Annotated in this window: 21 protein-coding genes; 16 read left to right on the top strand and 5 right to left on the bottom strand. The window is 72.1% G+C overall.

All coding sequences use genetic code 11. The features are described 5' to 3' along the window. Positions 1-14: 14 nt before the first annotated feature. Together ACZ7LB_RS25805 and ACZ7LB_RS25800 are read right to left on the bottom strand one after the other, a co-directional pair. Entirely contained in the window at positions 15-338 is a 324-nt protein-coding gene (locus ACZ7LB_RS25805) for a 2Fe-2S iron-sulfur cluster-binding protein (protein WP_471471599.1), read from the bottom strand. 357 nt (positions 339-695) lie between these two features. After that, positions 696-1,628, bottom strand: coding sequence for an ABC transporter substrate-binding protein (locus ACZ7LB_RS25800; RefSeq protein ID WP_471471598.1), 933 nt, complete (start codon positions 1,626-1,628; stop codon positions 696-698). Between the two features lie 252 nt (positions 1,629-1,880). Here ACZ7LB_RS25800 and ACZ7LB_RS25795 point away from each other — a divergent pair, with 252 nt between their 5' ends. The 3 genes from ACZ7LB_RS25795 to ACZ7LB_RS25785 are packed head-to-tail and all read left to right on the top strand — an operon-like array spanning position 1,881 to position 4,725. Next, positions 1,881-3,029, top strand: a complete 1,149-nt coding sequence (locus ACZ7LB_RS25795; RefSeq protein WP_471471597.1) for a zinc-dependent alcohol dehydrogenase — start codon at positions 1,881-1,883, stop codon at positions 3,027-3,029. Continuing rightward, positions 3,029-3,736, top strand: coding sequence for a 4-carboxy-4-hydroxy-2-oxoadipate aldolase/oxaloacetate decarboxylase (locus tag ACZ7LB_RS25790; RefSeq protein WP_471471595.1), 708 nt, complete (start codon positions 3,029-3,031; stop codon positions 3,734-3,736). Before ACZ7LB_RS25795 ends, ACZ7LB_RS25790 begins: the two co-directional genes overlap by 1 nt. After that, positions 3,733-4,725 (top strand): amidohydrolase family protein, encoded by a 993-nt coding sequence (locus ACZ7LB_RS25785; RefSeq protein ID WP_471471593.1) that lies wholly within the window; start codon positions 3,733-3,735, stop codon positions 4,723-4,725. The genes ACZ7LB_RS25790 and ACZ7LB_RS25785 overlap by 4 nt, the downstream gene beginning before the upstream one ends. A gap of 229 nt (positions 4,726-4,954) precedes the next feature. Here ACZ7LB_RS25785 and ACZ7LB_RS25780 read toward each other — a convergent pair whose 3' ends face one another. Continuing rightward, positions 4,955-5,689, bottom strand: a complete 735-nt coding sequence (locus ACZ7LB_RS25780; RefSeq protein ID WP_471471591.1) for a FadR/GntR family transcriptional regulator — start codon at positions 5,687-5,689, stop codon at positions 4,955-4,957. A 1,113-nt stretch (positions 5,690-6,802) separates the two neighbouring features. On the opposite strand from ACZ7LB_RS25780, the gene ACZ7LB_RS25775 reads away from it, so the two are divergent. From ACZ7LB_RS25775 to ACZ7LB_RS25745, 7 genes are all read left to right on the top strand, one after another. Continuing rightward, on the top strand, positions 6,803-7,639 hold the full coding sequence (locus tag ACZ7LB_RS25775) for an ABC transporter ATP-binding protein (RefSeq protein ID WP_471471589.1): 837 nt from the start codon (positions 6,803-6,805) through the stop codon (positions 7,637-7,639). After that, positions 7,636-8,478, top strand: a complete 843-nt coding sequence (locus tag ACZ7LB_RS25770) for an ABC transporter permease (protein WP_471471587.1) — start codon at positions 7,636-7,638, stop codon at positions 8,476-8,478. Before ACZ7LB_RS25775 ends, ACZ7LB_RS25770 begins: the two co-directional genes overlap by 4 nt. A 108-nt stretch (positions 8,479-8,586) precedes the next feature. Next, positions 8,587-9,621 (top strand): ABC transporter substrate-binding protein, encoded by a 1,035-nt coding sequence (locus ACZ7LB_RS25765; protein ID WP_471471585.1) that lies wholly within the window; start codon positions 8,587-8,589, stop codon positions 9,619-9,621. Positions 9,622-9,664: 43 nt separating this feature from the next. Next, positions 9,665-11,758 (top strand): hydantoinase/oxoprolinase family protein, encoded by a 2,094-nt coding sequence (locus tag ACZ7LB_RS25760; RefSeq protein WP_471471583.1) that lies wholly within the window; start codon positions 9,665-9,667, stop codon positions 11,756-11,758. Next, positions 11,755-13,470 (top strand): hydantoinase B/oxoprolinase family protein, encoded by a 1,716-nt coding sequence (locus ACZ7LB_RS25755; protein ID WP_471471581.1) that lies wholly within the window; start codon positions 11,755-11,757, stop codon positions 13,468-13,470. The genes ACZ7LB_RS25760 and ACZ7LB_RS25755 overlap by 4 nt, the downstream gene beginning before the upstream one ends. A 10-nt stretch (positions 13,471-13,480) precedes the next feature. Continuing rightward, positions 13,481-14,293 carry an NAD(P)-dependent oxidoreductase gene (locus ACZ7LB_RS25750; RefSeq protein WP_471471580.1) on the top strand — a complete coding sequence of 271 codons (813 nt, stop codon included), beginning with the start codon at positions 13,481-13,483 and terminating at the stop codon, positions 14,291-14,293. After that, complete coding sequence (locus ACZ7LB_RS25745) at positions 14,290-15,048, top strand: SDR family NAD(P)-dependent oxidoreductase (protein ID WP_471471578.1); 759 nt, start codon at positions 14,290-14,292, stop codon at positions 15,046-15,048. Before ACZ7LB_RS25750 ends, ACZ7LB_RS25745 begins: the two co-directional genes overlap by 4 nt. A 689-nt stretch (positions 15,049-15,737) precedes the next feature. Here ACZ7LB_RS25745 and ACZ7LB_RS25740 read toward each other — a convergent pair. Then, entirely contained in the window at positions 15,738-17,144 is a 1,407-nt protein-coding gene (locus ACZ7LB_RS25740) for an MFS transporter (protein WP_471471576.1), read from the bottom strand. 327 nt (positions 17,145-17,471) lie between these two features. Here ACZ7LB_RS25740 and ACZ7LB_RS25735 point away from each other — a divergent pair, with 327 nt between their 5' ends. Both ACZ7LB_RS25735 and ACZ7LB_RS25730 read left to right on the top strand, forming a co-directional pair. Then, positions 17,472-18,119 (top strand): cupin domain-containing protein, encoded by a 648-nt coding sequence (locus ACZ7LB_RS25735; protein WP_471471574.1) that lies wholly within the window; start codon positions 17,472-17,474, stop codon positions 18,117-18,119. A gap of 1 nt (position 18,120) precedes the next feature. Then, positions 18,121-18,729 carry a cupin domain-containing protein gene (locus tag ACZ7LB_RS25730; protein ID WP_471471572.1) on the top strand — a complete coding sequence of 203 codons (609 nt, stop codon included), beginning with the start codon at positions 18,121-18,123 and terminating at the stop codon, positions 18,727-18,729. A gap of 256 nt (positions 18,730-18,985) precedes the next feature. Here ACZ7LB_RS25730 and ACZ7LB_RS25725 read toward each other — a convergent pair whose 3' ends face one another. After that, positions 18,986-20,224 carry an NAD(P)/FAD-dependent oxidoreductase gene (locus ACZ7LB_RS25725; RefSeq protein ID WP_471471570.1) on the bottom strand — a complete coding sequence of 413 codons (1,239 nt, stop codon included), beginning with the start codon at positions 20,222-20,224 and terminating at the stop codon, positions 18,986-18,988. Between the two features lie 593 nt (positions 20,225-20,817). Here ACZ7LB_RS25725 and ACZ7LB_RS25720 point away from each other — a divergent pair. Genes ACZ7LB_RS25720 through ACZ7LB_RS25705 form a run of 4 tightly spaced genes read left to right on the top strand, consistent with a single transcriptional unit; the run spans position 20,818 to position 26,143 of the window. Next, positions 20,818-21,408, top strand: a complete 591-nt coding sequence (locus ACZ7LB_RS25720; RefSeq protein ID WP_471471569.1) for a cysteine hydrolase family protein — start codon at positions 20,818-20,820, stop codon at positions 21,406-21,408. Positions 21,409-21,465: 57 nt separating this feature from the next. Then, positions 21,466-22,491: a hydrogenase expression/formation protein HypE gene (hypE, locus tag ACZ7LB_RS25715; protein ID WP_471471567.1), complete on the top strand. Its 1,026-nt coding sequence runs from the start codon at positions 21,466-21,468 to the stop codon at positions 22,489-22,491. 8 nt (positions 22,492-22,499) lie between these two features. Beyond that, positions 22,500-24,872 (top strand): carbamoyltransferase HypF, encoded by a 2,373-nt coding sequence (gene hypF / locus ACZ7LB_RS25710; RefSeq protein WP_471471565.1) that lies wholly within the window; start codon positions 22,500-22,502, stop codon positions 24,870-24,872. Beyond that, complete coding sequence (locus tag ACZ7LB_RS25705; protein WP_471471563.1) at positions 24,869-26,143, top strand: ATP-grasp domain-containing protein; 1,275 nt, start codon at positions 24,869-24,871, stop codon at positions 26,141-26,143. The genes hypF and ACZ7LB_RS25705 overlap by 4 nt, the downstream gene beginning before the upstream one ends. The last annotated feature ends 7 nt before the right edge of the window (positions 26,144-26,150 follow it).

Here is a 26,150-nt window from a genome sequence, read left to right as displayed (position 1 = left end):
GTGGACGTGCGGGATCAGGGCTGGGTGGGCGGCACGTCGACCACGAGGCCGTCGAGCTCGTCGCAGAGGGCGATCTGACAGGCGAGGCGTGAGCACTCGCGCGGCTCGGAGACCCCCATGTCGATGAGATCCGCCTCGAGGTCGCCCGGCCCGCCGACCGCGTCCCGGTATTCGTCGCGAACCCAGACATGGCAGGTGGCGCAGGAGTTGTTTCCACCGCACTCGCCGAGGATGCCGGGGACCCCGTTGTGGAGCGCGGCGCTCATGACGTTCTCCCCGACTCCGGCGTCGACGGCGCGCTCGACGCCGTCACTGCCTACGTACACGACCTTCGGCACGGAAACCTCCTGACAACAAATGGCCTAACCATTATGCCTACATGCCGTCCGTGGCAGTCAAGCGCCGGTGCCGAAGACGTTGCCGTGGGCAGGGTGTCGCCCCTGGTGGCGGGCGTCCTGGGAGGTCCGCGGGGGCGTCCGGGCGGCAGGGGGCGGCGTGCGGAGCCGGGGCCGGGGCGGGCGCGCGGTGGCCCGGAGGGCGCCGGTGCGCGCCGCCACCCGGACGGCGCGCGACCATCCACCGGCTCACCGGCTCACCGGCTCACCGGCTCACCGGTCCGTCAGGCCCGTTGTCCCGCCGGGCGGTCGGTCGGTCCGGACGGCCCGGTCGCGCCCTGCGGGTGTCCTCGGCCGGGCTCAGCCGGTCAGCGTCAGGGTCCCGGGGGCGAAGACGTCCTCGATCCGTTCGGTCCGGCGGAGGATGTGCTGCGCCCGCGCGTCGGCCAGCAGCCGTTCCAGTACGGCGCGGTTGGGTTCGATCCCGTAGGGCAGCGGGTCCCGGCCGGTGGCGTCGAGGAGGCTGCCGAGCGTCCTGTCCTGCGCGGTCTCCCGCAGCCCGGCGCGCAACTCCCCGACGTACCGGTCCTTCGCCTCGGTGAACGCCCCGAACAGGGCCTCCGCCAGGCCCGGTCGCCCGGCGAGGAGTTCGTCGCGGACGACGACGAGGTGGTTGACCGGGAAGATGCCGTCCTCCACGGCCGCCCGCAGGCCGGCCTCCTCGGGGTCGGCGACGAGCGGGACCACGGAGGGGTGCTCGATCGCGGCGCCCACCACCGCGTCGACGGCTCCCGTCAGCAGCAGTTCCTCCAGCGGGACGCCGTCGGGCGCGGCCGTCACGTTCGCCGGGCGGACGTAGTCGGCGACGTGCTCCTCGTCCGTGCAGACCCAGGTGACGTCGTCGGGGTCGAGCCCCGCCTCCTGGAGGAAGGAGCGGCCCCACACCCCGGTGGTGACGGTGTAGCCGCGGTTCACCCCGACCCGCTTCCCGGCGAGGTCGGCGGGCGTCCCGACCGGGGAGTCCACGAGGACCTGGGTCGCGCCGTGATGGAAGGCGCGCACGAGGAAGACGGGCAGCGCGGTGAAGGCGACGCCGTGCTCCCGCGCGGTCAGATAGGTGGTCAGCGCCATCTCCGCGACGTCGTACTCCAGGCCGCGCACCATCCTGCGGAACCCCTTGACGAGGACGGGCTCGTCGGCGAACCGGAGGGTGTGCCCGGCCGGCGTCACGGTGCCGTCGAGGAGCGCCCGGTTGGCGCCCTGGGGGCGGGTGAGGGTCAGCAGTTCGGACATGTGGTCTCCCTGTCGGTCGTGCGTCGGTCGTGCGTCGGTCGTGCGTCGGTCGTGCGTCGGTCGTGCGTCGGTTGTGTGTCGGTGGTGCGCGGGGTGGAGGTCCGTGCGCGCCGGTCCGGTGGGTCCGTCCGTGCCGGTCCCGCGCCGTGACCCGGTGCGGGACCGGCCCCCGCGGGCGGCCCCGTGGACCGGTTGACGGTAATGATATTCTTTGGTTAGACCATTGCGCCAATATTGCCATCGGGAGAGCCCATGACAGAGACCGTGCTGGCGGCCGTGCGGACGGCGCCGGCGACCACCGAGCTGCGCGAGTTCGCCAGGCCCCGGATCGACGCCGAGTCGGCGCTCCTCAGGATCGAGGTCGCGGGCATCTGCGGCACCGATGTGAAGCTCTACAAGAACCCGCCCACGACCAGGGCCACCCGGGGTCCGGTGATCATGGGGCACGAGAACGTCGGCGTGATCGCCGAGGCGGGGGGGAAGTTCAAGCAGCGCCACGGGCTGCGCGAGGGCGACCGGGTCTTCGTCGAGCACTACGTGGCGTGCTTCTCCTGCCCGTGGTGCCGCATCGGCGAGTACCGCCACTGCGAGGCCACCGACTGGCGCACCAACGACGACGCCCGCCGCTTCGGCTACACCTCGGCCGACAACCCCGGCACCCTCTGGGGCGGCTTCTCCGAGTACATGTTCCTGCCGTGGAACGCCGTGCTCCACAAGATCCCGGACAGCATCACCGCCGAGGAGGCGGGTCTCGTGATGCCGCTCTCCAACGGCATCGAGTGGGCGCTGCTCACCGCGGGCGTCGGCTACAACGACACCGTCCTCATCCAGGGGCCGGGCCAGCAGGGCCTGGCCCAGCTGGTCGCGGCCAAGCAGGCGGGCGCCGCGCAGATCATCGTCTCGGGCACCACCCGCGACCGGGCGCGCTTCGAGCTGGCGAAGGAACTCGGCGCCGACGAGGTCGTCGACGTGCTCACCGAGGACCCCCGCGAGAAGATCATGGACCTGACCGGCGGCCGGGGCGTCGACCACGTCCTCGACTGCACGTCACGCGCGGGAACCGCGCCGGTGCTGCTGGGCGTCGACGTCCTCAAGCGCCGTGAGGGCACCCTGCTCATCCAGGGCGAGCTGGCGGCGTTCCCCGATTTCCCGGTCAAGCTGATCACCGAGAAGGCGATCACCATCAAGTCGGCGCGCGGCCACTCGTTCAACGCCTGCGAACTGGCCGTCGCCCAGCTCGCCTCGCACCGCTACCCGCTGGAGAAGCTGGCCACCCACCGCTACGGCATCGACCAGGTCGACCACGCGATCCGGGTCCTGGCCGGCGAGACCGACGAGGACGCCATCCACGTCTCGATGATGCCGGAACTGGTCGGCCGGCCCGGCGGGAGGGTCCGCTGATGGCCGGGACCGTCGTCACCGGTGTGCCGCGCGCCGACCGGGCGGTGGTCGACGCGCTCGCCGCGCACGGGGTCGCCACCGTCCACGAGGCCCAGGGCCGCACCGGGCTCCTCGGCTCGCACCTCACCCCCGTCTGGCCCGGCGCCCGGATCAGCGGCAGCGCGGTCACCGTCACCGTCGCCCCCGGCGACAACACCACGATCGCCGTCGCGGTGGAGCAGTGCGGGCCGGGCGACATCCTCGTCGTCGCCCCCACCGCACCCTGCGACATGGGGTACTTCGGGGATCTGCTCGCCGCCTCCGTCATGGCGCGCGGTGTGCGCGGACTGGTCATCGAGGCGGGCGTACGGGACGTCGCCGACCTGCGGGAGATGGGCTTTCCCGTCTGGTCCAGGGCCGTCTCGGCGGAGGGCACCGTCAAGGGCACCCTCGGCGACGTCAACGTCCCGATCGCCATCGGGGGCCGGATCGTCGAGCCCGGCGACGTCGTCGTCGCCGACGACGACGGCGTGGTCCGGGTCCGGCGGCGGGAGGCGGCCGAGGTGCTCGCCGCGTCCAGGGCCCGGGAGGAGAAGGAGGCCGTCTCGCGCGCCCGCTACGAGGCCGGGGAGATCGCCCTCGACGTCAACGGCATGCGCCCCCTGCTGGAGCGGGCGGGCATCCGCTACGTCGACCACACGACGTATCTGAAGGAGCGGCAGCGGTGATCATCGACATCCACGGCCACTACACCACGGCGCCGAAGGCGCTCCAGGACTTCCGCGACGCCCAGTTGGCGGGGGAGTCCGCCCGGCTCGCCCCGGTCGGCGACGACGAGGTGCGCGAGTCCGTCGAGGGCAACCAGCTCCGCGTCCTGCGGGAGCGCGGCGGGGACCTGATGCTGTTCTCCCCGAAGGCGTCGGGCATGGAGCACCACGTCCCCGACCCCGCCGTGGCGGACGCGTGGGCGCGGGCCTCCAACGACATGGTGCACCGGGTGGCGACCCTCTTCCCCGCGCACTTCGCCCCGGTCGCGCAGCTCCCGCAGACCCCGGACGGCAATCTCGGCGGCGTCCTCGCCGAGGTGCGCCGCACGGTCGGCGAACTCGGGTTCGTCGGGGTGAACCTGAACCCCGACCCGTCGGGCACCTGGGCGGGCCGCCCGATGACCGACGCGTCGTGGTTCCCGGTGTACGAGCTGCTGGAGGAGCTCGACGTCCCCGCCATGATCCATGTCTCGACGGCCTGCAACCCGAACTTCCACACCCTCGGCGCCCACTACCTCAACGCCGACACCAGCGTCTTCGTGCAACTGCTCCAGGGCGACGTCTTCCAGCGGTTCCCCGGACTGCGGTTCGTCATCCCGCACGGCGGCGGCGCGGTGCCGTACCACTGGGGCCGCTACCGGGGGCTGGCGATGCGCAACGGCTGGCAGGACCCGTCGGCCCTGCTGGCCAACCTCCACGTCGACACCTGCGTCTACCACCAGCCCGGGATCGACCTGCTGCTGGACGTCCTGCCCACCGGGAACGTGCTCTTCGCCTCGGAGATGCTCGGCGCGGTCCGCGGCGCCGACCCCGACACCGGCGTGGAGTGGGACGACACCCTCGTCTACGTGCGCAACGCCGGCCTCTCCGACGGGGCGCTGGCCGACGTGCTCACCCGCAACGCCCTGCGGGTCTATCCCCGCCTGGCCTCCCGGCTCGCCGCCGTGTGACGGCCCGCGCGGAGCGTGAGGGGTGCCTCCCCGGCCCGGGGAGGCACCCCTCGGCGCGCGCCGGGGCGAACACGGCTCCGGGAGAGGGCGCGACGGCCGCCGGACAGGGGGAAGGGCCCTCCCCGGGATGCGGGGAGGGCCCTCGGCACGCGGCGCGGCCGTCGCACGGCCGACGGTCGCGGAGCAGTACGGGGGAGGTGGGGGAAGGGCAGAGGGGAGCGGGGCGGGTTCAGCCGTCGACGCGCGAGGCGGTGCGCTCCAGGTGGTCCTTCATGATGCGCTCGGCCCCGGCCAGGTCCCGGCGCTGGATGGCGAGGACCAGTTCGCGGTGCTCGTCGCCGCCCTTCTTGCCCATCAGCGGCGCGCTCACCTTCGCCTCGCGCAGCGACATCAGCATCGGTCCGTGGAAGCTGTGGATCAGCATCGTCAGGGCCGGGTTGTGGGCGCACTCCGCGAGCCGGACGTGGAAGGCCGCCGACATCTGCATGTCGTAGGTGCCCGCGGCGAGGGCAGCCCGGCCCTCGTCGGTGAGGCGCATCAGCTCCGCGATGTCCTCCTCCGTCGCGCGCTCGATGATCAGCGGCAGGGCGCCGGTCTCCACGATCATCCGCGCCTCGGTGACGTCGGAGGCCGTGAGGGGGGACAGGCTCAGCAGATCGGCGAGCCCCTCGCCGAGGCGCTCCGTGGAGGGCGAGGTGACGAAGGCGCCACCGCGCGCGCCGACGCGGACGGCGACCAGCCCGCTCGCCTCCAGGACACGCAGGGCCTCGCGGATGGTCACCCGGCTCACCCCGAACTGCTCGCAGAGGTCGCGCTCGCTGGGCAGCCGGTCGCCCGGGCTCAGTTCGCCGTCCCGGATCAGCGCCTTGACCTGGTCGACGATCACCTGCGAAACGCGCGACATGCTGACGGGGCTGAAGAGATCAGCCTTGGGGCCGCGGTTCCCGTTGTTGGCAGTCGTCATATGGAGTCCCTTTACCGAAGTCATGAGCGGAGGCGCTTCCGAGCGTCCTGTAAAAGCTACCACCGTAATGGTCTGACCCGCAGGCCGCTGACCTGGGTGAGTGCGGCCGTCCGCGGCATGTGTACGGGCATACCGGCACCCAAGGGTCGGAAGTCCGCGGCGGCCTCCGGGGCCTCCGCCGGCCGGGGGTGTCGCGCCGGGCGGCGCGGGCCCGCGGGCCCTTCGGGGTGGGGATGAGGGGATGAACCCGGGCTCCCCGTCGTCCGGCCCTCGGGGCTCCCCGTCGTCTGGCCCTCCGGGGACCTCCGTCCGGCCCCTTCTCGGACTCGGTCCGGCCCTGCCGGGACCTCCGAACGGGGTGCGGCGCTCCCCGCACGGGGCCGCACGGGGCGGCCGGGCGGCCATGCCGGGCCGGCGTGCCGGTCCCGTACCGGGCTCTGCGGGCCGCCGGACCGGGCCGACGGCGGCTGGCCGGAATTCGCCGGGCGCCGCGGTGACCGGCCGACGGTACCCCACTGCAGCGGGGGCCGGTACGGGCCGGCCGCCACCGCTCCCGGACGGATGGAGGCGGGCGGGGGCGGGTCTCCGCCCGGGGGTGGCGGGGGAGCGGCGGGGCGCCGGAGTCCGGCGCGGGTCCGGTGTGCGGAAGATCGATGCCCGACCGCGTCCTGAGCCTCTTGCACGGCCGTGCGGCCTGGCGGATGCTGAGCCGGACATGATCTGTCATACCCCTACGACCTGCTGTTTCTCCGGTGATCAGGGCGTACCGGCCCTGTGTCCGGAAAGGTCGGCCGGCCGGTGGATCCGCCGGTGCGCGCCGCCCGCCCGGGGTGGTCGCGAGGGCCGGCGGCCGTCGTCCGGGCGGGGTGGGAAAGGAGGGCGGCGCGCGGCTCCCCGGGCCGTCCGCGCGCGGTGCCGCCGCGGTGCCGCACGGCGGCCCTTCCGGTGCCGGCGGGGTCGTACGGCCCGCCGTCGGAGCGTCGGTGGCCGGTTCCCGCCGGTGGGCCGGGACCGGCCCCACCTATTGCCAATGGTCTAACAGATATGCCATCGTGCGGAACATCGCACAGCGGGCCCCGTGTCGGCTCCGTAGATGAACATCCGGGAGTTCCCTTGCCCCACACCAACACCACTGAGCCGGTCGCTGTCACCACGCCGGCGGCATCCGAGAGCGTCCTCGAATTCGACCGTGTCACCGTCGAGTACAAGACCCCGATGGGTGGGGTCAACCGCGTCCTCGACGGCATCTCGCTCGATGTCAGGCGTGGTGAGTTCTGCGTCCTCGTCGGGACCAGCGGCTGTGGCAAGAGCACGATGCTCAACCTCGCGGCCGGCCTCATCGAGCCGACCGACGGCGAGGTCCGCCAGGACGGCCGCCCGGTCTCCGGGGTCAACACGCGCATCGGGTACGTCACGCAGGACGCCAACCTCATGCCGTGGAAGACCGTCCGCGAGAACCTGATGCTGCCGCTCGCGATCCGCAACTGGCCCGCCGACGAGCGGCCGGCCCGCGTGGAGCGCTGGATCGAGACGGTCGGCCTCGCCGGGTACGCCGACCACTATCCGCACGAGCTGTCGGGCGGCATGCAGAAGCGGGCGTCCATCGCCCGCACCCTCGTCTACGACCCCGAGATCATCCTCATGGACGAGCCGTTCGGTGCGCTCGACGCCATGACCAAGGTCGTGATGCAGGACGAACTCCTCCGGATCTGGCAGGAGGCGCGCAAGACCATCGTCTTCATCACCCACGACCTCACCGAGGCCATCGCCCTCGCCGACCGGGTCGTGGCCATGGGCAAGCACCCCGGGCGCGTCAAGGAGGTCCTCGACGTCCGCCTTCCCCGGCCCCGCGACGTCTTCCACCTCATGGACAACCGCGAGGCCACCGAGATGCACGACCGCCTCTGGGAGCTCATGCGCGACCAGATCACCGACGGGAGCAACCGATGAGCACGCTGACCCCCACGCAGGAGGCCACAGCGTCCGACGGCGCGCCCGCCGCCCGTTCACCCAAGCCGCCGCGCGGCGTCCGGCTCCGCCGCGCGCTGTTCGGGGTCAACACCGGCCGGATCGGCGTCGTGCTCGTGTTCCTCGCGCTCTGGCAGCTCGCCAGCGGCCGGTGGATCGAGGACTACCTGATCAGCAGCCCCGTCAAGGTGGCGGAGCGGTGCATCGACCTGATCCGCACCGGGCAGATCAACGAGCACTTCCAGGCGACCGCGATCGAGTTCGTCCTCGGCTACGTCTGCGGTGTCCTGCTCGGCCTGCTGCTCGGCCTCGCGCTCGGCGCCTGGCCCACCGTCGGCCGCGTGCTCGAACCGCTGATCTCGGCCCTGAACGGCATCCCCAAGATCGCGCTGGCACCGCTCCTGATCCTCTGGCTCGGCATCGGCATCGAGTCGAAGGTCGGCATCGCCGCCATGACGGTCTTCTTCGTCATGTTCTACAACGTCTACATCGGCATGCGCAGCGTCCCGACCCAGCTCGTCAACGCGATGCGCATCTTCGGCGCCGGGAAGATCGCCATCATCCGGACCGTCGTCCTGCCGTGCCTCACCTCCGCGATCCTCGCCGGCCTGCGCTCCGGCGTCCCGTTCGCCATCATCGGCGTCATCGTGGGCGAGTTCGTCGCCTCGACGCACGGCCTCGGCTACTACATCCGCCGGGCCAGCGACGCGTACGACGCGGCCGGCATCTTCGCCGGCATCGCCTTCCTCATGGTGCTCGTGTTCGCCATGAACCTCGTCGTCACCGTCTGGGAACGCCGGGTCACCCGCTGGCAGCGCTGACCCGTCCGCGTCCCTCGGACGGCACACCGCCCGGCGGGGGAGCCGGGCCCGTGACACACCACCCTCATCAGTCCGCCACGGCGGACAACAACGCATAAGGACATGGACATGCGCGCTTTCTCCGGGCGTCACAGAGTCGTGGGGGCCACGCTCGCCCTTCTCCTGGCGGGTTCCCTCGCCGCCTGCGGCAAGGACGACACCGCCTCGGACGGTGACACCAAGAAGGTGACCATCGGCAAGGCCGTCGACACCCTCGGCTACTCGATCGTCGACATCGCGATCGAGCAGGGATTCTTCAAGGAGCGGGGCCTGGACGTCGAGGTCGTGACGCTGGGCGGCAGTGCGGCCGCCAACTCGGCCCTCGCCGCGGGCGACCTCCAGTTCGCCGGCCTGGCCTCGCTCCCGTTCCTCCAGGCCCGCCAGAGCGGCATCGACGTCAAGTCGGTCGCCTCCCTGGACTACGGCGTGCCGCTGCAGCTCGTGGCCGGCGGCAAGCGCAAGGACAAGCTGAAGGCCGACGCCGGCCTCAAGGAGCGCCTCGAGGTGCTCAAGGGCGGCACGGTCGGCTTCGTGTCGTCGACCGACGGCGGGTTCATCGACCTGATGCTGGAGCAGGCCGGCCTCCCCAAGGACACCGTCCGCAAGGTCGCCTTCGAATCGGCCCAGGCCGCCGTCGCCGCCGTGGAGTTCGGGCGGCTCGACGCCGCGATCGGCTCGCCCCCCACCACCACCGCAGCCGTCGAGCGCGACGTCGTCGCCACGGTGGCCAGCGCCCGGGAGGTCCCCGAGTACGCCGAGATGACCTACGACCTCCTCGTCACGACCGGCAAGTACGCCAAGTCCAACCCCGAGACCGTGAAGGCCGTCGCGACGGCCGTGGCCAAGGCCAACAACTACGTCCGCGACAAGGCCAACCGCGCGGCCGTCGTCAAGTTCGAGACCGGGCACTTCAAGGGATTCAGCGCCTCCACGATCGAGACCAGCCTCGACATCGTCACCTTCGCCGAGGGCGGCAGGCAGAGCCAGGAGCAGTGGGACAACGCCCTGGCCACGTTCGAGTCCGGCGGTCTGCTGAAGGGCGGCAAGGCGGTCGAGGGCGAGGCGTGGACCAACGAGTACATCGACAGCGCGAAGCTCGGCTGACTCGCGACCCGGATCACGAGCAGACGCGACAGATAGAGGACACATGCAGCAGGACACAACTCCGACGCGCACCTGGATGATCGGTGTCGACGTCGGTGGCACCTTCACCGACGGAGTGCTGATCCGGCCGGGCGCGGAGACCCTCGCGGTGAAGACCCCGACCATGAGCCACGACCCCGTCAAGGGGCTGCTCACCTCGCTGGACGCCATCGCGGCGGCGGCCGGTACCAGCCGCTCCGAACTCCTCGGCCAGGCGGGCAAGTTCGCCTACGGCACCACCCAGGCCGCGAACATGGTCGTCGAGGGCGTCGGCGCCGAGACCGCCTTCCTGACCACGGCCGGCTTCCGGGACACCCTGGTCATCGCGGGCATCGGCCGGGACCGCATCGGCCAGGACCTGACCAGCTCGCGCGCCCCGAGCCTCGTCGCCCGCGGCGACATCCACGAGGTCGCCGAGCGCGTCGACGCCAAGGGCCGGGTCCTGGCACCGCTCGACGAGGACGCCGTACGGGCCCTCGCCGCCGAACTCCGGGCGAAGGGCACCGAGTCGGTCGGCGTCTGCTTCCTCTGGTCGTTCGTCAACGACGAGCACGAGGCACGGGTCGCGGAGATCTTCCGCGAGGAGGGCGACTGGTTCGTCACCGCCTCCTCCGAGTGCGCGCCCGTGCTCGGCGAGTACGAGCGCAGCGCGACCACCGCGCTCAACGCCCTGCTCGGCCCCCCGGTCCGCCGGCACCTCATGTCGGTGAACGACCAGCTCGTCGCCGAGGGACTGCCGGTGCGGCCGCTGGTGATGACCTCGGCGGGCGGACTGCTCTCCCTCTCCGACGCCTCCGAGACCCCGGTCTCCCTGCTCTCCTCCGGCCCCGCCGGCGGCGTCCTCGCCTGTCGCGACCTGGCCGAGCGCATGGGCCTGAAGAACGTCATCACCGGTGACATGGGCGGCACGACCTTCGACGTCAGCCTGATCACGGACGGCGAGGTGAACCGGTCCGACCGCACCATCCTGGTCGGCCAGGAGATCGCCACCGCCGCCGTGGACATCGTCTCCGTCGGCGCGGGCGGCGGCAGCATCGCCTGGGTCGAGCGCGGCCAGCGCCTCAAGATCGGCCCGCGCAGCGCGGGCGCCTTCCCCGGCCCCGCCTGCTACGGCCGGGGCGGCGAGGAACCGACGACCACCGACGCCAACCTCGTCCTCGGCCGGCTCAACTCCGACGGCCTCGCCAAGGGCAGCCTGAGCCTGGACCGCGAGGCGTCCCTCAAGGCCCTCCAGCCGCTCGGCGAGGAACTCGGGGTCTCCGCCGAGGAGGCCGCCGCCGGAATGCTGGCGATCGTCGACGCCGCCATGGCCGACGCCATCCGCGCGCAGACCGTCTCCCGGGGCCTCGACCCGCGCGAGTACACCTACTTCGCCTTCGGCGGCGGCGGCGCCCTGCACGCGGCCTCCATCGCGCAGGAACTCGGCATCCGCCACGTGGTCATCCCGCAGCTCGGCCCCGTCTTCTCCGCGTACGGCATCGTCTCCAGCGACATCCAGCACGTGCTGACCCGCAGCGTCCCTGTCGCCGTCCAGGACGTCGGCACGCTCGGCTCGGTCATCTCCGAACTGGAGCACCGCGGCGACGGCAACCTGGAACTCGACGGAGTCCCGCGCGAGAACCGGCGGTTCGTCCGCATGGCCAAGATGCGCTTCCGCGGCCAGATGCACTCGGTCGACGTCCAGTTCGGCGACGGACCCGTCGACACCGCGCTCGCCGAGGCGGCCTCGCGGGACTTCGTCGCCAAGTACGAGTCCCTGTTCGGCGCGGGCACCGCCTCCCCGGACGCGGGCATCGAGGTCGTCACCATCAGCGTGCACGCCGTCGGCCGCATCCAGCGGCCCGAGCAGGCGGCCGGCGAGGCCGTCGAACGGACGGCGGAGCCCGTCGGCACCCGCCGCACCTGGACCGGCACCGGCTTCGAGGAGGTGCCGCGCTACGTCGGCCCCCTGGAGCCCGGCGTGCGCGTCCCCGGCCCGGCCCTCATCGACCTGCCCGGCACCAGCGTCTGGCTGCCGGCCGAGGCCACCGCGCACATCGACACCATCGGGTCGGTCAACCTGATGTTCGGAGACGAGACGGAGGACGGTGTCGCATGAACGCGATGACCGACGCGGTCAAGGGTGAGATCATCCAGAACCGCCTCATGCAGATCGCCCAGGAGGCGGGCCTGGTCCTCCAGCGCTGCGCCGTGAGCCCGGGCGTGGTCGAGGCGAAGGACCTCGGCTTCAACATCGCCGACGCGGACGGCCGCACCATCGTCTACTCGACCTGGATGCCCCGCCACGGCACCACGCTCAACTACATGCTGAAGGCCTGCATGGAGCGGTTCGCCGACGACATCCGCCCCGGCGACATGTACCTGGTGAACGACCCGCACGCCGGCGCGCTCCACTCGCTCGACCTGGCCCTGATGGCCCCGGTCTTCGTCGACGGACAGCTCGTCGCCTGGGTGGGCAACGCCACCCACCACATCGACGTCGGCGCCATGAGTCCCGGACGGGCGCCGCTGGCGACCGACTGGTTCCAGGAAGGCATCATCTTCAAGCCGATCCGGCTCGTCGAGGACAGCAGGATCCGCGAGGACATCTTCGGCCTCTTCGTCGACAACGTCCGCATGCCGCGCTACCAGTCGCTGGACCTGAAGGCCCAGATCTCCGCCAACTTCGCCGCCCTCTCCAAGATCGAGGACCTGGTCGGCAAGTTCGGCCTCGACGCCTTCCGGCGCAGTTGCGAGACCACCATCGCCATCTCGGAGGAGGCCGCCCGCGAACGCATCGGAGCCCTCGCCGACGGCGTCTACACCTCGATCGAACACCTCGACTACGACCGGCACTACACGCTGAAGGCCGTGCTCACCGTCAAGGACGGGTCGATGCACTTCGACCTCACCGGGACCGACCCCGAGTCCTCGACCTTCATCAACTGCGCGGTCCCCTGCACCATCGCCAACTTCCACAACATCCTGGCCTGCCAGCTCTTCCCGGACCAGACCGTCAACGACGGCACGTTCGCCCCGATCACCTTCGAGATCCCCTCCGGCACCCTGCTGAGCTGCAACGCCCCCGCACCGTGCTCGGGCGCCTCGACGATCACCGGCTGGAAGGCCCAGCAGCTCGCCCTGGACTGCATCAGCCAGGCGCTGGCCGGCACCGACTTCGAGTTCCGCGCCCAGGCGCAGTGGGGCTGGGGCTTCACCGACGTGCAGTGGACCGGCGTCGACCCCGACGGCCGCAACTTCATCATGCGCGGCGACCAGACGCTGCACGGCGGCGGCGCCCGCGCCGGGGCCGACGGCATCGACGTCGCCAACATCGCCGGCTCGACCAACACCTCGATCACCAGCATCGAGTCCTACGAGCAGCGCTACCCGGTCCTCTACCTGTCCCGGAAGGTCGTCCCCGACTCCGCGGGCGACGGCAGGTTCCGCGGCGGACTCGCCGGCGAGTGGACCCGCGTCCTCTACGGCATCGACGAGGCCGACGACATGACCTTCTACATCGGCCGCGACTACGGGGCCCGCGGCACGGCGGGCGGCGAGGACGGGACGCCCTCGCGCATCACCATGAAGCGCGGCACCAACGTGTTCGACCTGTTCGGCAAGGGCAGGGTCCCGGACTTCGACGACCTGGCCGGCGCCGAGGAACTGCTCCCGCAGATGCCCGTGTCCCTCGACCGCAAGGTGCGCGCCGGCGATGTCGTCCACGTCCGCGGCATGGGCGGCGGCGGATACGGACCGCCCGCGGAACGCGCCCGGGAAGCGGCCGACGCCGACGTCCGCGAGGGCTTCGTCACCCCCGCCACGCACTGAGAGGACAGAAGTGTCTGACATCAAGAAGGTGGGCGTCATCGGCTGGGGCCGGATGGGCGCCGAAATGGGCAGGTGGCTCATCGGGGCCGACTGGTCCGTCACGGCCCTCGACCCCAGCGAGACGGCCCGCGCCGCCGCGCGCGAGGCCGGCGCCGACATCGCGGACTCCGTCACGGAGATCGGCGCGAGCAGCGACCTGATCCTGGTCATCGTCGTCGACGACGACCAGGTGAACACGATCGTCGCCGGTCCGGAGGGCCTCCTCGCGTCGGCCCGGCCCGGCACCGTGATCGCCGTCTGCTCCTCGGTCCGCCCCGACACCTGCGCGAAGCTGGCGGAGACCGCCGCCGAGCAGGGCGTGTCGGTCATCGACGTGGCCCTCGTCGGCGGCGAGCGCGCGGCCGAGCAGGCCGGTCTCACCCTGATGTGCGGCGGCGACGCCGACGCCATCGACCGGGCCGGAGCGCCGTTCTCGTCGTTCGCGATCAACGTCATCCACGTGGGCGGGCCCGGCGCGGGCCAGGTCGCCAAGAGCGCCAACAACGTGCTCATGTGGAGCGCGATCCGCATCGACGTCGAGGTCCTGCGCCTGTCCAAGACCCTGGGCGTCGAGCCGTCCAAGATGCGCAGCATCCTCAACGCCGGCACCGGCGGCAACCGCGTGCTGACCGACTGGGGCCTGCACCGGCTGCGCTGGCCCGCGAAGGACCTGGAGGTCGCCCTCGCGCTCGCCGAGGAGGCCGGGGTCGACGTGCCCTACGTACGGGCCCTGCAACCCCTGATGGCCGAACTGTCGGTGGCGGACCTGGAGGCACTGCGATGAGCGCTTCGATGGAAGGGCGCCGGATCATCGTCACCGGCGCCGGACGCAACGTCGGCGAGGCCGTCGCGGCCGAACTGGTCGCCCGGGGCGCCCGGGTCGCCGTCGTCGACCTGGACCCCGCGACCGCCGCCCGCACGGCCGACGCCCTCAACGACCGCTCACCCGGCAGCGCCTGCGCCGTGGCCTGCGACGTCTCCGACTCCGCGGACGTCGCGCGCATGGTGAAGGAGGTCCGGGCCGCCCTCGGCGGCGTCGACGGCCTGGTCAACTCGGTCGCGATCACGGACCGCGGCAGGACCGTCCTCACCATCGGAGACGACGAGTGGGACCGGGTGCTCCGGATCTCCCTCACCAGCGTGCTCTACACGGTGCGCGAGGTCGCCAGGACCATGGTCGAGGACGGTGCGAAGGGATCGATCGTCAACATCGGCAGCACCTCGGGGTACCAGCCGCGCGCCAACGCCATCGCCTATCCGACGGCCAAGGCCGCTCTGCTGGCGCTGAACAAGTCCCTGGCCCTGCAACTGGGCCACCAGGGCATCCGGGTCAACAGCGTCACCCCGAACAAGGTCGGCTCCCCGGTCGGTGAGGCCGAGGAGCGCGACCGCCCCCGCAACAACCTCGTCGGCCGCGGCTGCGAGCCGGTCGACATCGCGAAGGCCGTCGCGTTCGTGATGTCGGAGGACGCCGGGTTCGTCACCGGTGTCGACCTCGTCGTAGACGGCGGCGCCCTGGTCTCCATGAGCATGGACTGACCCGGGCACCCGCCCGTCCCACCACCCGAGGGCTGTCCCGTACTCCGCACCGGTTCGCCGGCGGGGTACGGGGCAGCCCGTTTTCACGGGCCGGGGGACCGTTCCGAGTAACGCTAAACCTGAGGGTGAGAGTTGTGAGGGACGGCGTTCCTGCCGAGAGCGGACGACAGGGGAGCGGGCGGACCGGTGGCACCGCGCCGTGCGACATCGGCCGGGGCACCGGAGGGTGCCGCGCGGCCGGGTGGGAAGCGGCGGTGCGCCCGGGCGGACGGCGTGGTGCACCGGGACGACGCGGCCCCGGGGGCGGTCGGACGGGGTCCGTCGCGGACGGACCGGGCCGGCTCCCGACGGGCCGCGCCGCATCCGGGCGGCTCACGAGGGGGCCACGGCCGCCGACCTGGCGGGACCGTCTTCTCCCGGGGCTCCGGGGCGGTCTTCTCCCCGGCCCCGGAACGCGGTCGGCTCCTTCGCGCACGGCGCGTGGGAGCCGGGATTCTCATGAGAGGGTCCGGGGCCGGGACATGGGGCCGGCCGGGGGCCGGTGGCGATGGGTGCCGGGGAGGCCGGCGGCCGGCGGTACGACCACCGCGGGGCGCGCGCGGCCGGACGGCGACGAGGCGGGTCGAGCGGTGCGCCCGGCCGCCGGTGCCACCACCATGGACGGTGACGGTCGTGCCCCCTGCGGGGTCTCAGTCCGCCCGGCCGGTGGACGTGGCGGCCCGTCCGGCACCGTCCCGGGCCGCAGCCTCACCCCCGATGCCCCGGATCAGCGGGAGCAGCAGCAGGATGACCACCGCCAGCGCCAGGAACAGGGAGGCGAAGGCGGTGGCCGAGTTCCCGGTCCGGGCCAGCACCGAGGTGACCACGGCGATCGACACGATGGCCCCGGCCTGCCGGAACATCCCGCGCAGCCCGGAAACCGCGGCTATCTGCCCCTGGGCGTGCTCCAGGGTGGCGTTGTTCGCGGCCGGCGCCGCCATGCCGATACCGAGGCCCGCGACACAGGTGGACAGCGCCAGCCACCAGTAGCCCGACATCCCGGGCGGCGGCAGCGCCATGGCGCCGAAGCCGGACGCCATGACGGTGAAGCCGATGAGCATCGGCACCCGGTTCCCGGTACGGCTCAGGGCGAACGCCGTCAGGGTCGACACCAGGGTCATGCCGATCGCCCGCGCGATCAGCAGCGAGCCGGCCTGGAGCGGCTCGATCCCGTACCGGAGGGCGGCGTAGAAGGGGAGCATGGCGGTGAAGCCGATGGCGGCACAGCCGAAGACCAGGTTCACCACGTTGACGGTCCTGAAGTGGCGGCCCGTGATCAGGTCGAGCGGGACCAGGGGCTCCGGTGTCCGCCGCGCCCTCCTGGTGAAGAGCACCAGGCCGACCAGCCCGGCCGCCCCCGGGCCGACGACCTGCCAGCTGTGCGCCGGCGCGCCCTCGCCGAACGTCGTGATCGCGGTCATGACGCCCAGCAGCGCGGCGGCCAGGGTGACGGCGCCCCATCCGTCCATCCGCACACCGGTGCGGCGGCGCCCGGCCGGGAAGACCAGTGCCCCGAGGACGATCAGGAGCAGGCAGAAGGGCACGTTCGCGAGGAAGATGACGCGCCACGAGGCGTACTCGACGATGTAGCCGCCCGCGACCGGGCCGAGCACGCCACCGATCGGATAGACGCTGGTGAAGAGGCCGATCGCCTTGCCGCGGTCGCGTCCGAACTGCTCCGACATGATGCCGCTGGCCGCGGGCATGAAGCAGCCGCCCCCGATGGACTGAAGCGCCCGGAAGACGATCAGCGCGTACACGGAGGGGGCCATGGCGCACAGCAGGGACGCCACGCCGAACACGGCGGCGGCGGCGAGGAAGACCCGCCGGGGACCGTACAGATCGCTCAGCTTGCCCGCGATGGGCATGGTCACCATCTGCCCGAGCGCGTACACCGTGATCGTCCAGCCCACGAGCGGAACGGATGTGTCCAAATCGTGCTGGAGGGTGGAGAGCGCGGTGGCGAGGATCGTCTGATCGACGCCCACCAGCAGCAGGCCGATCGAGGCCACGCCGAAGACGGTCCAACGGCCCGGCAGAGGGGCGTCGTGGTGCATGACGGGACACCCTTCGAAGGCGGCCTGAAGACCGGTGGGTAACTATCCTAAAGTAAAAATGGTTATACCACATGAAGATAAAGCCGATTGGGTCACCGGGGGGATCGGCATCCCGGCGCGCTTCGGCACGCCACGGCGCCCCTGGCATGCGTTGCGGGCGGCGGGCGGCGGGCGGCGGGCGGCGGGGTCGGGGGTGGGGGCGGGAGGGTGAGTGAAGGTGCGACCCACCTCGCCCGCCCGGGGGTGAAAGCGGAAGGGGTGGGTTGACCGGCCGACGCATCGTGACTAACCTCGCGCTGGTAAGACCATTAAGCCAAGGAGCAACGAGTGACTGACGACGCGTTTGCTGCCCATGGGCACGAGCACGAGCATGAACACGGGCATGAGCACGAGGACGGGAGCGCGGAGGACGCGCGTCTCGCCGGGCTCTACCACAGCAAGAAGGACCGCGTCTTCGTGCGCGGCATCCAGGGCGAGTACAACCTTGACGCGGAGCTGGCCCGGCTCCGGTCGATGCCCCGCGTCCGCAAGGCCTCCGAGATCAAGTTCGTGGACGGCCCGCAGGCGTACAGCCGCCACTACGTCGAGCCGAAGGACGGCATCAGCCAGCTCTTCCACCTGCACCTGGAGGAGTACGGGCCGGGCGGCAAGTCCCAGAAGCACGGCCATGTGAACGAGGCCGCGTTCTACATCCTCGACGGTGTCGGCTACGAGATCCACGACGAGATCCGGTACGACTGGAAGGCCGGCGACGTCGCGATCGTGCACAACAACTGTGTGCACCAGCACTTCAACGCCTCGGCCGACAAGCCCGCGCGGGCGCTCGTCCTCAAGACCAAGCCGATGTACCTCTTCATGAACATGCTCTTCCAGAAGCAGGTGGAGCCGAGGCAGCTCGAGCCCACCCCCGAGGGCGTCGGCTACGAGGTCCGCGAGGAAGAGGACGACTTCAACCACCCGGAAGGGGGCTACTGAGATGGCATGGGACGAGGCCGGAGTCTGGATCGCGGGCGACGAGGAGGCACCGCTCTACCGGAAGCTGCTCGAGGACGCCGAGGCGGCGCCCGAGCGCAACGCCGGGCGGCGCAAGGTGCTGCACCCGGAGGACATGCCGTGGGAGATGTCCCGCCAGGGGCTGCTGAAGCACCTGCTGAACGACGACATGAACACCCGCATGGAGACGGTCGACGCCTACATGCAGATCATCCCGCCGGGGAGCAGGTCGGGTAAGCACCGCCACCTCGCCGAGGAGTGCCTGTACGTCGTGGAGGGGCGCGGGTACGACCTGCACCAGGACTGCGACGTCGAGATCACCGACACGTACCACTGGAAGCCGCAGGAGAAGGTGCAGCGCTTCGAGTGGGAGGCGGGCGACGTGATCTACGTGCCGCCGAACACGATCCACCAGCACTTCAACGCCGACCCGGAGCGCCCCGCGCGCCTGATCTCGGCGATCAACCGGATCTTCAAGCACTCGGGCCTGAACGATCTGGAGCAGCTCGAGGACGCCCCGGAGTACGACCCGGAGGTCGTGCTCAACGCCGAGAGCATCCGCGACTACCTCCGCCCGCGGGCGCGGTCCTGAGCCGTGTCCCGGAGGCCGGCCGCGGCGGCGCCGACGTGCCGCCCGTACGGCGGACCCGACGGGCCCTCGCGGCGTGCGGAGCACCGGGGCCCGCCCCGGAGACCTGGAGAGGCGCCCGGCCGGAACGATCCGGCCGGGCGCCTCTCGGGGCTGTGGGGCGACGGATCCGGGCGGGGCGCCGGGGGTTCGGTACGGGGCGGAGCCCGGACGGGGCGGGCCCGGACCCGTGTGACCGGGCCGGCCCGCCCCGTCGGCGTCAGGCGCCCCGGACCATCAGGTCCCTGAGCGCGGTGCCGGTGTCGCCGACCCGGTCCAGCGGCAGTGAGCCGCCGGTTTCCAGGACCTTCTTGACGACCATGTAGTCGCGGGGCGCGTTGACGGCGTCCACCGCGATGATCCCGCCCTCGCGGAAGTAGAGGACGGAGAAGCTCTCCGAGGCCGCGTCGCCGCGCACCACGACCGTGTCGTGACCGGTGCCCAGTCCCGCTATCTGGAGCTTGAGGTCGGCCTGGTCGGACCAGAACCACGGCACCGCGGCCAGCGGCGCGGGCGATCCGGCGAGGGTGCCCGCCGCGACGCGGGCCTGGGCGATGGCGTTGCCCACCGACTCGATCCGGACCACCCGGCCGTCCCCGGTGTCCAGACTGGTGCAGTCGCCCGCGGCCACGACCCGCGGATCGCTGGTGCGCCCGCAGGCGTCGACCACGATGCCCGCCTCGACGCGGAGGCCGAGCCGCTCGGCCAGTTCGGTGTGGGGGACCAGGCCGATGCCGACCAGGACGAGGTCGGCGGGGACGCTGCTGCCGTCGGACAGGGCCACGGAGGTGACCCGTCTCCCGTCGCCCTCGAAGCCGACGACGCCGCGGTCGAGGAGCACCCTGGCACCCCGGCGCTCGTGCGCGGCGCGGTAGAAGTCCGAGGTCACGGGGGCGACGGCGCGGGCGAGCAGCCGGTCGAGCGCCTCGACGACGACGACCTCCTTGCCCAGGGCGCGCGCGACGGCCGCGGCCTCCAGCCCGATGAAGCCGCCGCCGACCACGACGACGTCGCGCGCGGAGTCGAGCGCGCCCCGCAGGCGCAGCGCGTCGTCGATGTCCCGGAGGTGGAGCACGCCGTCCAGGCCGGCGCCCGGGACCGTGAGCCGTCGTGGTGTGCCGCCCGTGGTGAGCGCGAGCCGCCCGAAGCCGAAGGACCGGCCGGAGCGGGTGGTCGCGGTGCCCGCGCCGTCGGCGTCGAGCGCGATGTCGGTGACCCACTCGCCGGTCACCACGTCGATGGCGTGGTCGCGGTAGTAGTCGGGGGAGCGGAGCAGCAGGCTCTCCTCGGTGGCCCCGCCCGCGAGGAACGCCTTCGACAGGGGCGGCCGCTGGTAGGGGAGGCGCGGCTCCGCTCCGACGAGGGTCACGGGGGCGGTGCTCCCGCCCTCGCGCAACGAGGCGGCGACTTGGGCGCCCGCCTGGCTGGCTCCGATGATGAGGATCCCGGGGTGCGGCATGACTGAACTCCTCCGTATGGTAATACCATTTAACCACGTGGGGGGAGTGGGGGTGAAGTGCCCCCGTCCGGGAGTCCCGCGGTGGAGTTCCGTCGCGGAGTCTCCCGCGCCCGAGGCGCCCTCCCGGGCCCTTCGTCGCGACGGCCCCGGCGGAACCCGCGTCCGGGACCGCCGGGCCGGTGCGGACCCCGCCCCCGCCCGAGCGAAGAGCCGTCGAACGGCCGTCCTGGTGAAGGAAGTTGGGGGCTCCGCGTGGCCGAAAGCCTCGCGTTCTACGCGTGCATTCAGGTCACATATTCTCCACGATGTGAAGATCTTGACGTGCTGTTCACGGCTGTGCGAAGGTCTCACCGCTCTGAGGAATTCCGACGCTCCGCCTCGGGCCGCGCAACAGAAATCCACGGCACGTGCCGCGGAGGCTGTCCTTCTCCAGCAGAGTCCGTGGTGCCCGGACCCGGTCCGAAACCGTCGGCGTGAACACACCCGTCCCACCGCAACACTCCACGCATTCAGGCACCTTCGATCCGGCTGCCCGTGTGCCGCCACGCACCGCTGACCCCACTGGGCTTCGAAGACCTCGAGGATGAATCACCATGGGCAAGATCGCCGTACTCACGAACGACCTGCAGGCCGATGTCGTCCACAAGACCCCCGAGCGCACCGCCGCCATGGCCGAGGCGCAGCCGCGCTTCGTGAAGTTCCTCGGCGAGATGCGCCAGCGCGGGCACGGCGTCTACCACCTGCAACTGGTGAACCTGCCGGACGACCCCAACGTGGAGCGCGCCCCCGACGGCACCCTTCCCCTCCAGCGCGGCAGCGCCGGCGGGGCCATCCTGCACGACTTCACCGCCCCGTCCGACGTCGTCGTGGAGAAGACCAAGGACAGCGGCTTCTACGAGACCGAACTGCACGGGCTGCTCCAGGCGGCGGGCGTCGACACCGTGCTGGTCACCGGACTGCAGACGCAGATCTGCGTCCAGACCACCGCCGCCGACGCCTTCTTCCGCGGCTACAACATCTGGGTCCCCTCCGACTGCGTGGTCTCCGGTGACCCCGAGGCCCGCGACCGCTCCCTCGAATGGCTGCGCGGGTACTGCGCGACCGTCGCCGACTCCGCCGAGATCCTGGAGACCCTCGACACCGGGGGCGAGCTGCCCCGCAAGGTCGTCAAGATCCTGCCGTAGCCCCTCCGGCACCCCGGCCCGCACCCCCACGATCCGCACGCCCCGAAGGGATATCGGATGAGCAGCACGGCAGCCGGCCTCGGCGAAGTAGTCCTCGACCACGGAAGCGGGACCCAGCTCAGCCACGAGCTGCTCTCCCTCATCGTGGAGACCCTCGGCGACGTCTACATCGGGGAGATGGAGGACAGCGCGATGCTGCCCATCACCGGCGGGCGGATCGCGATGACCACCGACTCCTTCGTCGTCGACCCGCCGTTCTTCGGCAACGGCGACATCGGGAAAATCGCCGTCTGCGGCACGGTCAACGACCTCGCCGTGGTCGGCTCCAGGCCCCTCTACCTGACCCTCGGCATGATCCTGGAGACCGGACTGCCGATCGCGCGCCTCTTACGGGTCCTCACCTCGATACGGGAGACCGCCCGCGAGGCCGGAGTCCGGATCGTGTGCGGCGACACCAAGGTGGTGCGCAAGGGCGAGGCGGACCAGATCTACCTCAACACCGCCGGGGTCGGGGTGTTCGAGCGGACGCCCCTGCGCATGACGAACGTCAGGCCCGGCGACCGGGTCGTCCTCAGCGGCCCGATCGGCAACCACACCGTGCACCTGCTCTCGATCCGCGAGGGCCTGGGCTTCGAGCAGCGCGTGCTCAGCGACTGCGCGCCGGTCAACGGCATGCTCGACCAGTTGTTCGCCGCCGTGGGGGAGGGCGACGTGCACTCGGTGCGCGACGTCACCCGGGGCGGACTGGCCGCCGTGCTCCAGGAGTACGCGGAGGCGACCGGGCACACCATCCGGATGGAACAGCGGGCCCTGCCCGTCCAGTTCGAGACCGTCATGGCGATGGACATGCTCGGGATCAACCCGATCCACTCCGCCAACGAGGGCTGCGTCTGCCTCTTCGTCGACCCGTCGGCCGAGCAGGCCGTGCTCGACTCCCTCCGCTCGCACCGCTACGGTACGGGCGCGGTGACCATCGGCGAGGTCACCGACCGGCCGGAGGCCCAGGTGCTCCTGCGGGACGAGGACGGCCGCGACACCGTGGTCGAGGAACTCCGGGGCGCCGAACTCCCCCGGCTCTGCTGACCCCGCCCATGACCATGGAGCAGACACCTCCCGCGAGCCGCCGGAGCATTCGCGTCAGCGGCGTCGTCCAGGGCGTCGGATACCGGCCCTTCGTCTACAAGACCGCCCTCGCACTCCAGTTGACCGGATGGGTCCTCAACGACCCCGAAGGCGTGCTGATCGATGTCACCGGACCGCCCGGTGTGCTCGACGACTTCACCGCCCGGCTCACCGGACAGGCACCCCCGCAGGCCCGCGTCACCTCGGTGACCGTCCGCGAACTGCCGCCGGAGCACGGACCCGGGGGCTTCGCCATCCGGGAGAGCGTGCACACCGGCAGCCGGAGCACCATCGTCCCCGCCGACGGCCACGTCTGCGCGGACTGCCTCGCCGAACTCCGCGACCCGGCCGACCGCCGCTACCGCTACCCGTTCATCAACTGCACCAACTGCGGGCCGCGTTACTCGATCGTGAAGGCGCTGCCCTACGACCGGGCGCAGACGACCATGGCGGCCTTCACCATGTGCCCCGACTGCGCCGGGGAGTACACCGATCCGCTGGACCGCCGCTACCACGCCCAGCCCAACGCCTGCCGCGACTGCGGGCCCCGACTGCTGCTCGCCGACGCCCACGGCAACCTGCGCGAGGGAGAGGACGCCCTCGACGCCACCGTCCGGGCACTCGCGGCGGGGCGCATCGTCGCCGTCAAGAGCGTCGGCGGCTTCCACCTGGCCGTCGACGCGCGCAACGCGGAGGCCATCGACAGGCTCAGGGCGGGCAAGCGGCGGGACTCCAAGCCGTTCGCGGTGATGGCGCGCGACCTGGACACCGTCGCCGGATTCGCCGAGTTCAGCACCGCCGAGGCCGATCTGCTCGGATCGTCGTCCCGCCCCATCGTCCTGGTGCGCAAGCGGCCCGGAGGGCTCCCGGAGGCCATCGCCCCGCGCAACCCCAACCTCGGCGTCATGCTCCCCTCCGCCCCCCAGCACCACCTGCTGGTGGACAGCGAGGGACTGAGCGCCCTCGTCATGACCAGCGGCAACATCTCCGGCTACCCGATCGCCTACCGCAACGAGGAGGCGCTGGAGCACCTCTTCGCCGTCGCCGACCTGGTGCTCCACAACGACCGGGACATCGAGACCCGGGTCGACGACTCACTGGTGCGGCACTCGACCCACCCCGGACTCGACCGGCCCGTGGTGAGCTTCCTGCGCCGATCGCGCGGATACGCCCCCTACCCGGTCGAGGTCGGTACCGAACTGGCCCCGCTGGTCGCCTACGGTGCGGAGCTGAAGACCACCGTGGCGCTCTCCAGCGGCACCCGCGTCTACCTCAGCCAGCACATCGGCGACCTCAAGAACGACGAGACCTGGGAATCCCACCAGCAGACGGCCCGGCACCTCGCCGCCCTCCACGAACTGACCCCCCGGCACGCCGCGGTGGACCTCCATCCGCAGTTCCGGGCCACCCGCCTCGCCCTCGGGGCACAGGGCGCGGAGTTCGAGGACGTCGTCCAGGTGCAGCACCACCACGCGCACATGGCCTCCTGCATGGCGGAGAACCGGCTCTCCGGCACCACGCTCGGCGTGGTATTCGACGGAGCCGGATACGGCGAGGACGGCACCACCTGGGGCGGCGAGTTCCTGCTCGGCACCTACCGCGAGGCACGGCGCGTCGCCCACCTGCGCACCGTGCCGCTGCTCGGCGGCGACCGCGCGGTGCGGGAACCCGTCCGGACCGGCTTCGCCCTGGCGCTGGACACCTTCGGCGACCCCGGAGCGGCCGCCGCGGCCTTCCCCGTGCTGGAGACCCTCGACGACCAGCAGCGGCACGTCTTCACCACCATGGTGCGGCGCGGCGTCAACGCCCCGCCGGCCTCCAGCATGGGCCGGCTCTTCGACGCGGTGGCGGCACTGCTGGACATCACCACCCACGCCGAGTACGAGGCACAGGGCCCCATCGAACTGGAGGGGCTCCTCGAACGGGACCTGACGATGGCCGCGCCGGGGGAGCGCTACCGGTTCGGCCAGGACACCCTCGCGGGGACCACCGAGATCGACCCGCGCCCCGTGGTGCGGGCCATGGCCGACGACCTGGCGGCCGGCGTGGGCACCGCCACCGTCAGCCGCCGGTTCCACTCCGGCGTCGTCGACATGGTGGTCGCACGCTGCCGCGCGGTGCGCGACGAGGGGGACGGACCGGCCACCCGCCAGGTGGTCCTGTCCGGCGGCGTCTTCCTCAACGAGTTCCTGCTCGTCAACTGCCTGGTGGAACTCCGCCGCGCCGGATTCGACACCCACTGCCAGCAGCAGGTGCCCACCAACGACGGCGGGATCGCCCTGGGACAGATCATGGTCGCCAACGCCCGGCTGGCGGAGCCGAGAACGGAGCCGACGCGATGACGCCGCCCCCCGGGCACACCGTCGTGCTGCACCGCTGGCGGGACCGGCACGCCCTCTACGCCGACTACCTCGACCACGACGCCCACCGGGTCAGCTATGTGACGACGCGGCTGGGCCGCGCCTCCGTACCGCCCGGCGCGGCCGCCGTCGCCGAGGTCGCCGCCACCGACTCGCCGGCCGAGGTCCGGGCCGCCGTGGCCGGTCTGGCCGCCCGGTTCGGCCCGGTGCGGCGCCTGCTGGCCCTGAACGAGGGCGACCTGGACACCGCCGCCGGACTGCGGACCGAACTCGGCCTGCCCGGACAGACCACCGCCGAACTGGAGCGGTTCCGGGACAAGCTCACGATGGTCGCCCTCGTGGACCGGGCGGGCATCCCCGTCCCCCGCTACGCCGACGTCGGCAGCCGCGACGCCGTACGGGAGTTCGCCGGAACCCACGGATGGCCCGTCGTGGTCAAACCGCGCCGGGGCACCGCCAGCCGCGGGGTGACCGTCCTGCGGGGCCCGGCCGACCTGGACGCCCGCGGGGCGTTCGACACGGAACCCGCCGAGCCCCGCATCGTCCAGACGTTCGTCGCCGACCCGGTCTTCCACATCGACGGCCTGTGGACCGGCACCCGCCTCGGCCCCTGGCGGGCGTCCCGCTACGTCAACAACTGCCGGGACTTCACCGACGGCACCTTCCTCGGCTCCGTCGAGGTCGACGACGCCGAACTCCGCGCACCCCTGGCCGGCTTCACCGCCGCGGTGGCCGGTGCCCTGGGCGGGGGCCGGCCCTGGGTCTTCCACCTGGAGGCATTCGTGGGCCCCGGCGGGGACGGGCCGCCGCGGCTCACCTTCCTGGAGGCCGGGGCCAGGGTGGGCGGAGGGGAGATCCCCTTCGTCTGGCGGGAGGTCCACGGAATCGACCTGATGGCCGCCGCCGCGCGGATCCAACTGGGCCGCGCCCCGGCCCTCCCCGCCCCGCCCCCCACCCGGCCGGACGCCACCGCAGGATGGCTGCTGCTGCCGGTGCCCGTCGAGACCCCCTGCCGGGTCGTCGGCGTCACCCGCCCGCCGGACGGCCCCGGACCCGGCACCGGCCCCTACGCCCACGTGGTGCCCCGGCCGGGCACCGTCATCCCCCGGACCGGCGGCTACGAGCACGTCGCCGCCCGCTTCCGGTTCCGCGGCGCCTCCAGCCACGAGGTGGAGGCGGCCGTCAAGAAGACCGCGGGGGAGTTCGCCGTCCACTGCGAGCCCCTGCCGCGCCGAGCACCACACCGACGATGAAATGCGA

This window comes from Streptomyces sp. NPDC107521 (genome assembly GCF_055598485.1).
This window is presented reverse-complemented; position numbering and strand designations above follow the sequence as displayed.

Coding starts and splice junctions, on each gene's coding strand:
- ACZ7LB_RS25740 (WP_471471576.1), bottom strand. CDS start 17,144: ATGCACCACGACGCCCCTCTGCCGGGCCGTTGGACCGTCTTCGGCGTG.
- hypE (WP_471471567.1), top strand. CDS start 21,466: ATGAGCAGCACGGCAGCCGGCCTCGGCGAAGTAGTCCTCGACCACGGA.
- ACZ7LB_RS25770 (WP_471471587.1), top strand. CDS start 7,636: ATGAGCACGCTGACCCCCACGCAGGAGGCCACAGCGTCCGACGGCGCG.
- ACZ7LB_RS25780 (WP_471471591.1), bottom strand. CDS start 5,689: ATGACGACTGCCAACAACGGGAACCGCGGCCCCAAGGCTGATCTCTTC.
- ACZ7LB_RS25725 (WP_471471570.1), bottom strand. CDS start 20,224: ATGCCGCACCCCGGGATCCTCATCATCGGAGCCAGCCAGGCGGGCGCC.
- ACZ7LB_RS25745 (WP_471471578.1), top strand. CDS start 14,290: ATGAGCGCTTCGATGGAAGGGCGCCGGATCATCGTCACCGGCGCCGGA.
- ACZ7LB_RS25790 (WP_471471595.1), top strand. CDS start 3,029: ATGGCCGGGACCGTCGTCACCGGTGTGCCGCGCGCCGACCGGGCGGTG.
- ACZ7LB_RS25705 (WP_471471563.1), top strand. CDS start 24,869: ATGACGCCGCCCCCCGGGCACACCGTCGTGCTGCACCGCTGGCGGGAC.
- ACZ7LB_RS25720 (WP_471471569.1), top strand. CDS start 20,818: ATGGGCAAGATCGCCGTACTCACGAACGACCTGCAGGCCGATGTCGTC.
- ACZ7LB_RS25730 (WP_471471572.1), top strand. CDS start 18,121: ATGGCATGGGACGAGGCCGGAGTCTGGATCGCGGGCGACGAGGAGGCA.
- ACZ7LB_RS25795 (WP_471471597.1), top strand. CDS start 1,881: ATGACAGAGACCGTGCTGGCGGCCGTGCGGACGGCGCCGGCGACCACC.
- ACZ7LB_RS25760 (WP_471471583.1), top strand. CDS start 9,665: ATGCAGCAGGACACAACTCCGACGCGCACCTGGATGATCGGTGTCGAC.
- hypF (WP_471471565.1), top strand. CDS start 22,500: ATGACCATGGAGCAGACACCTCCCGCGAGCCGCCGGAGCATTCGCGTC.
- ACZ7LB_RS25765 (WP_471471585.1), top strand. CDS start 8,587: ATGCGCGCTTTCTCCGGGCGTCACAGAGTCGTGGGGGCCACGCTCGCC.
- ACZ7LB_RS25755 (WP_471471581.1), top strand. CDS start 11,755: ATGAACGCGATGACCGACGCGGTCAAGGGTGAGATCATCCAGAACCGC.
- ACZ7LB_RS25800 (WP_471471598.1), bottom strand. CDS start 1,628: ATGTCCGAACTGCTGACCCTCACCCGCCCCCAGGGCGCCAACCGGGCG.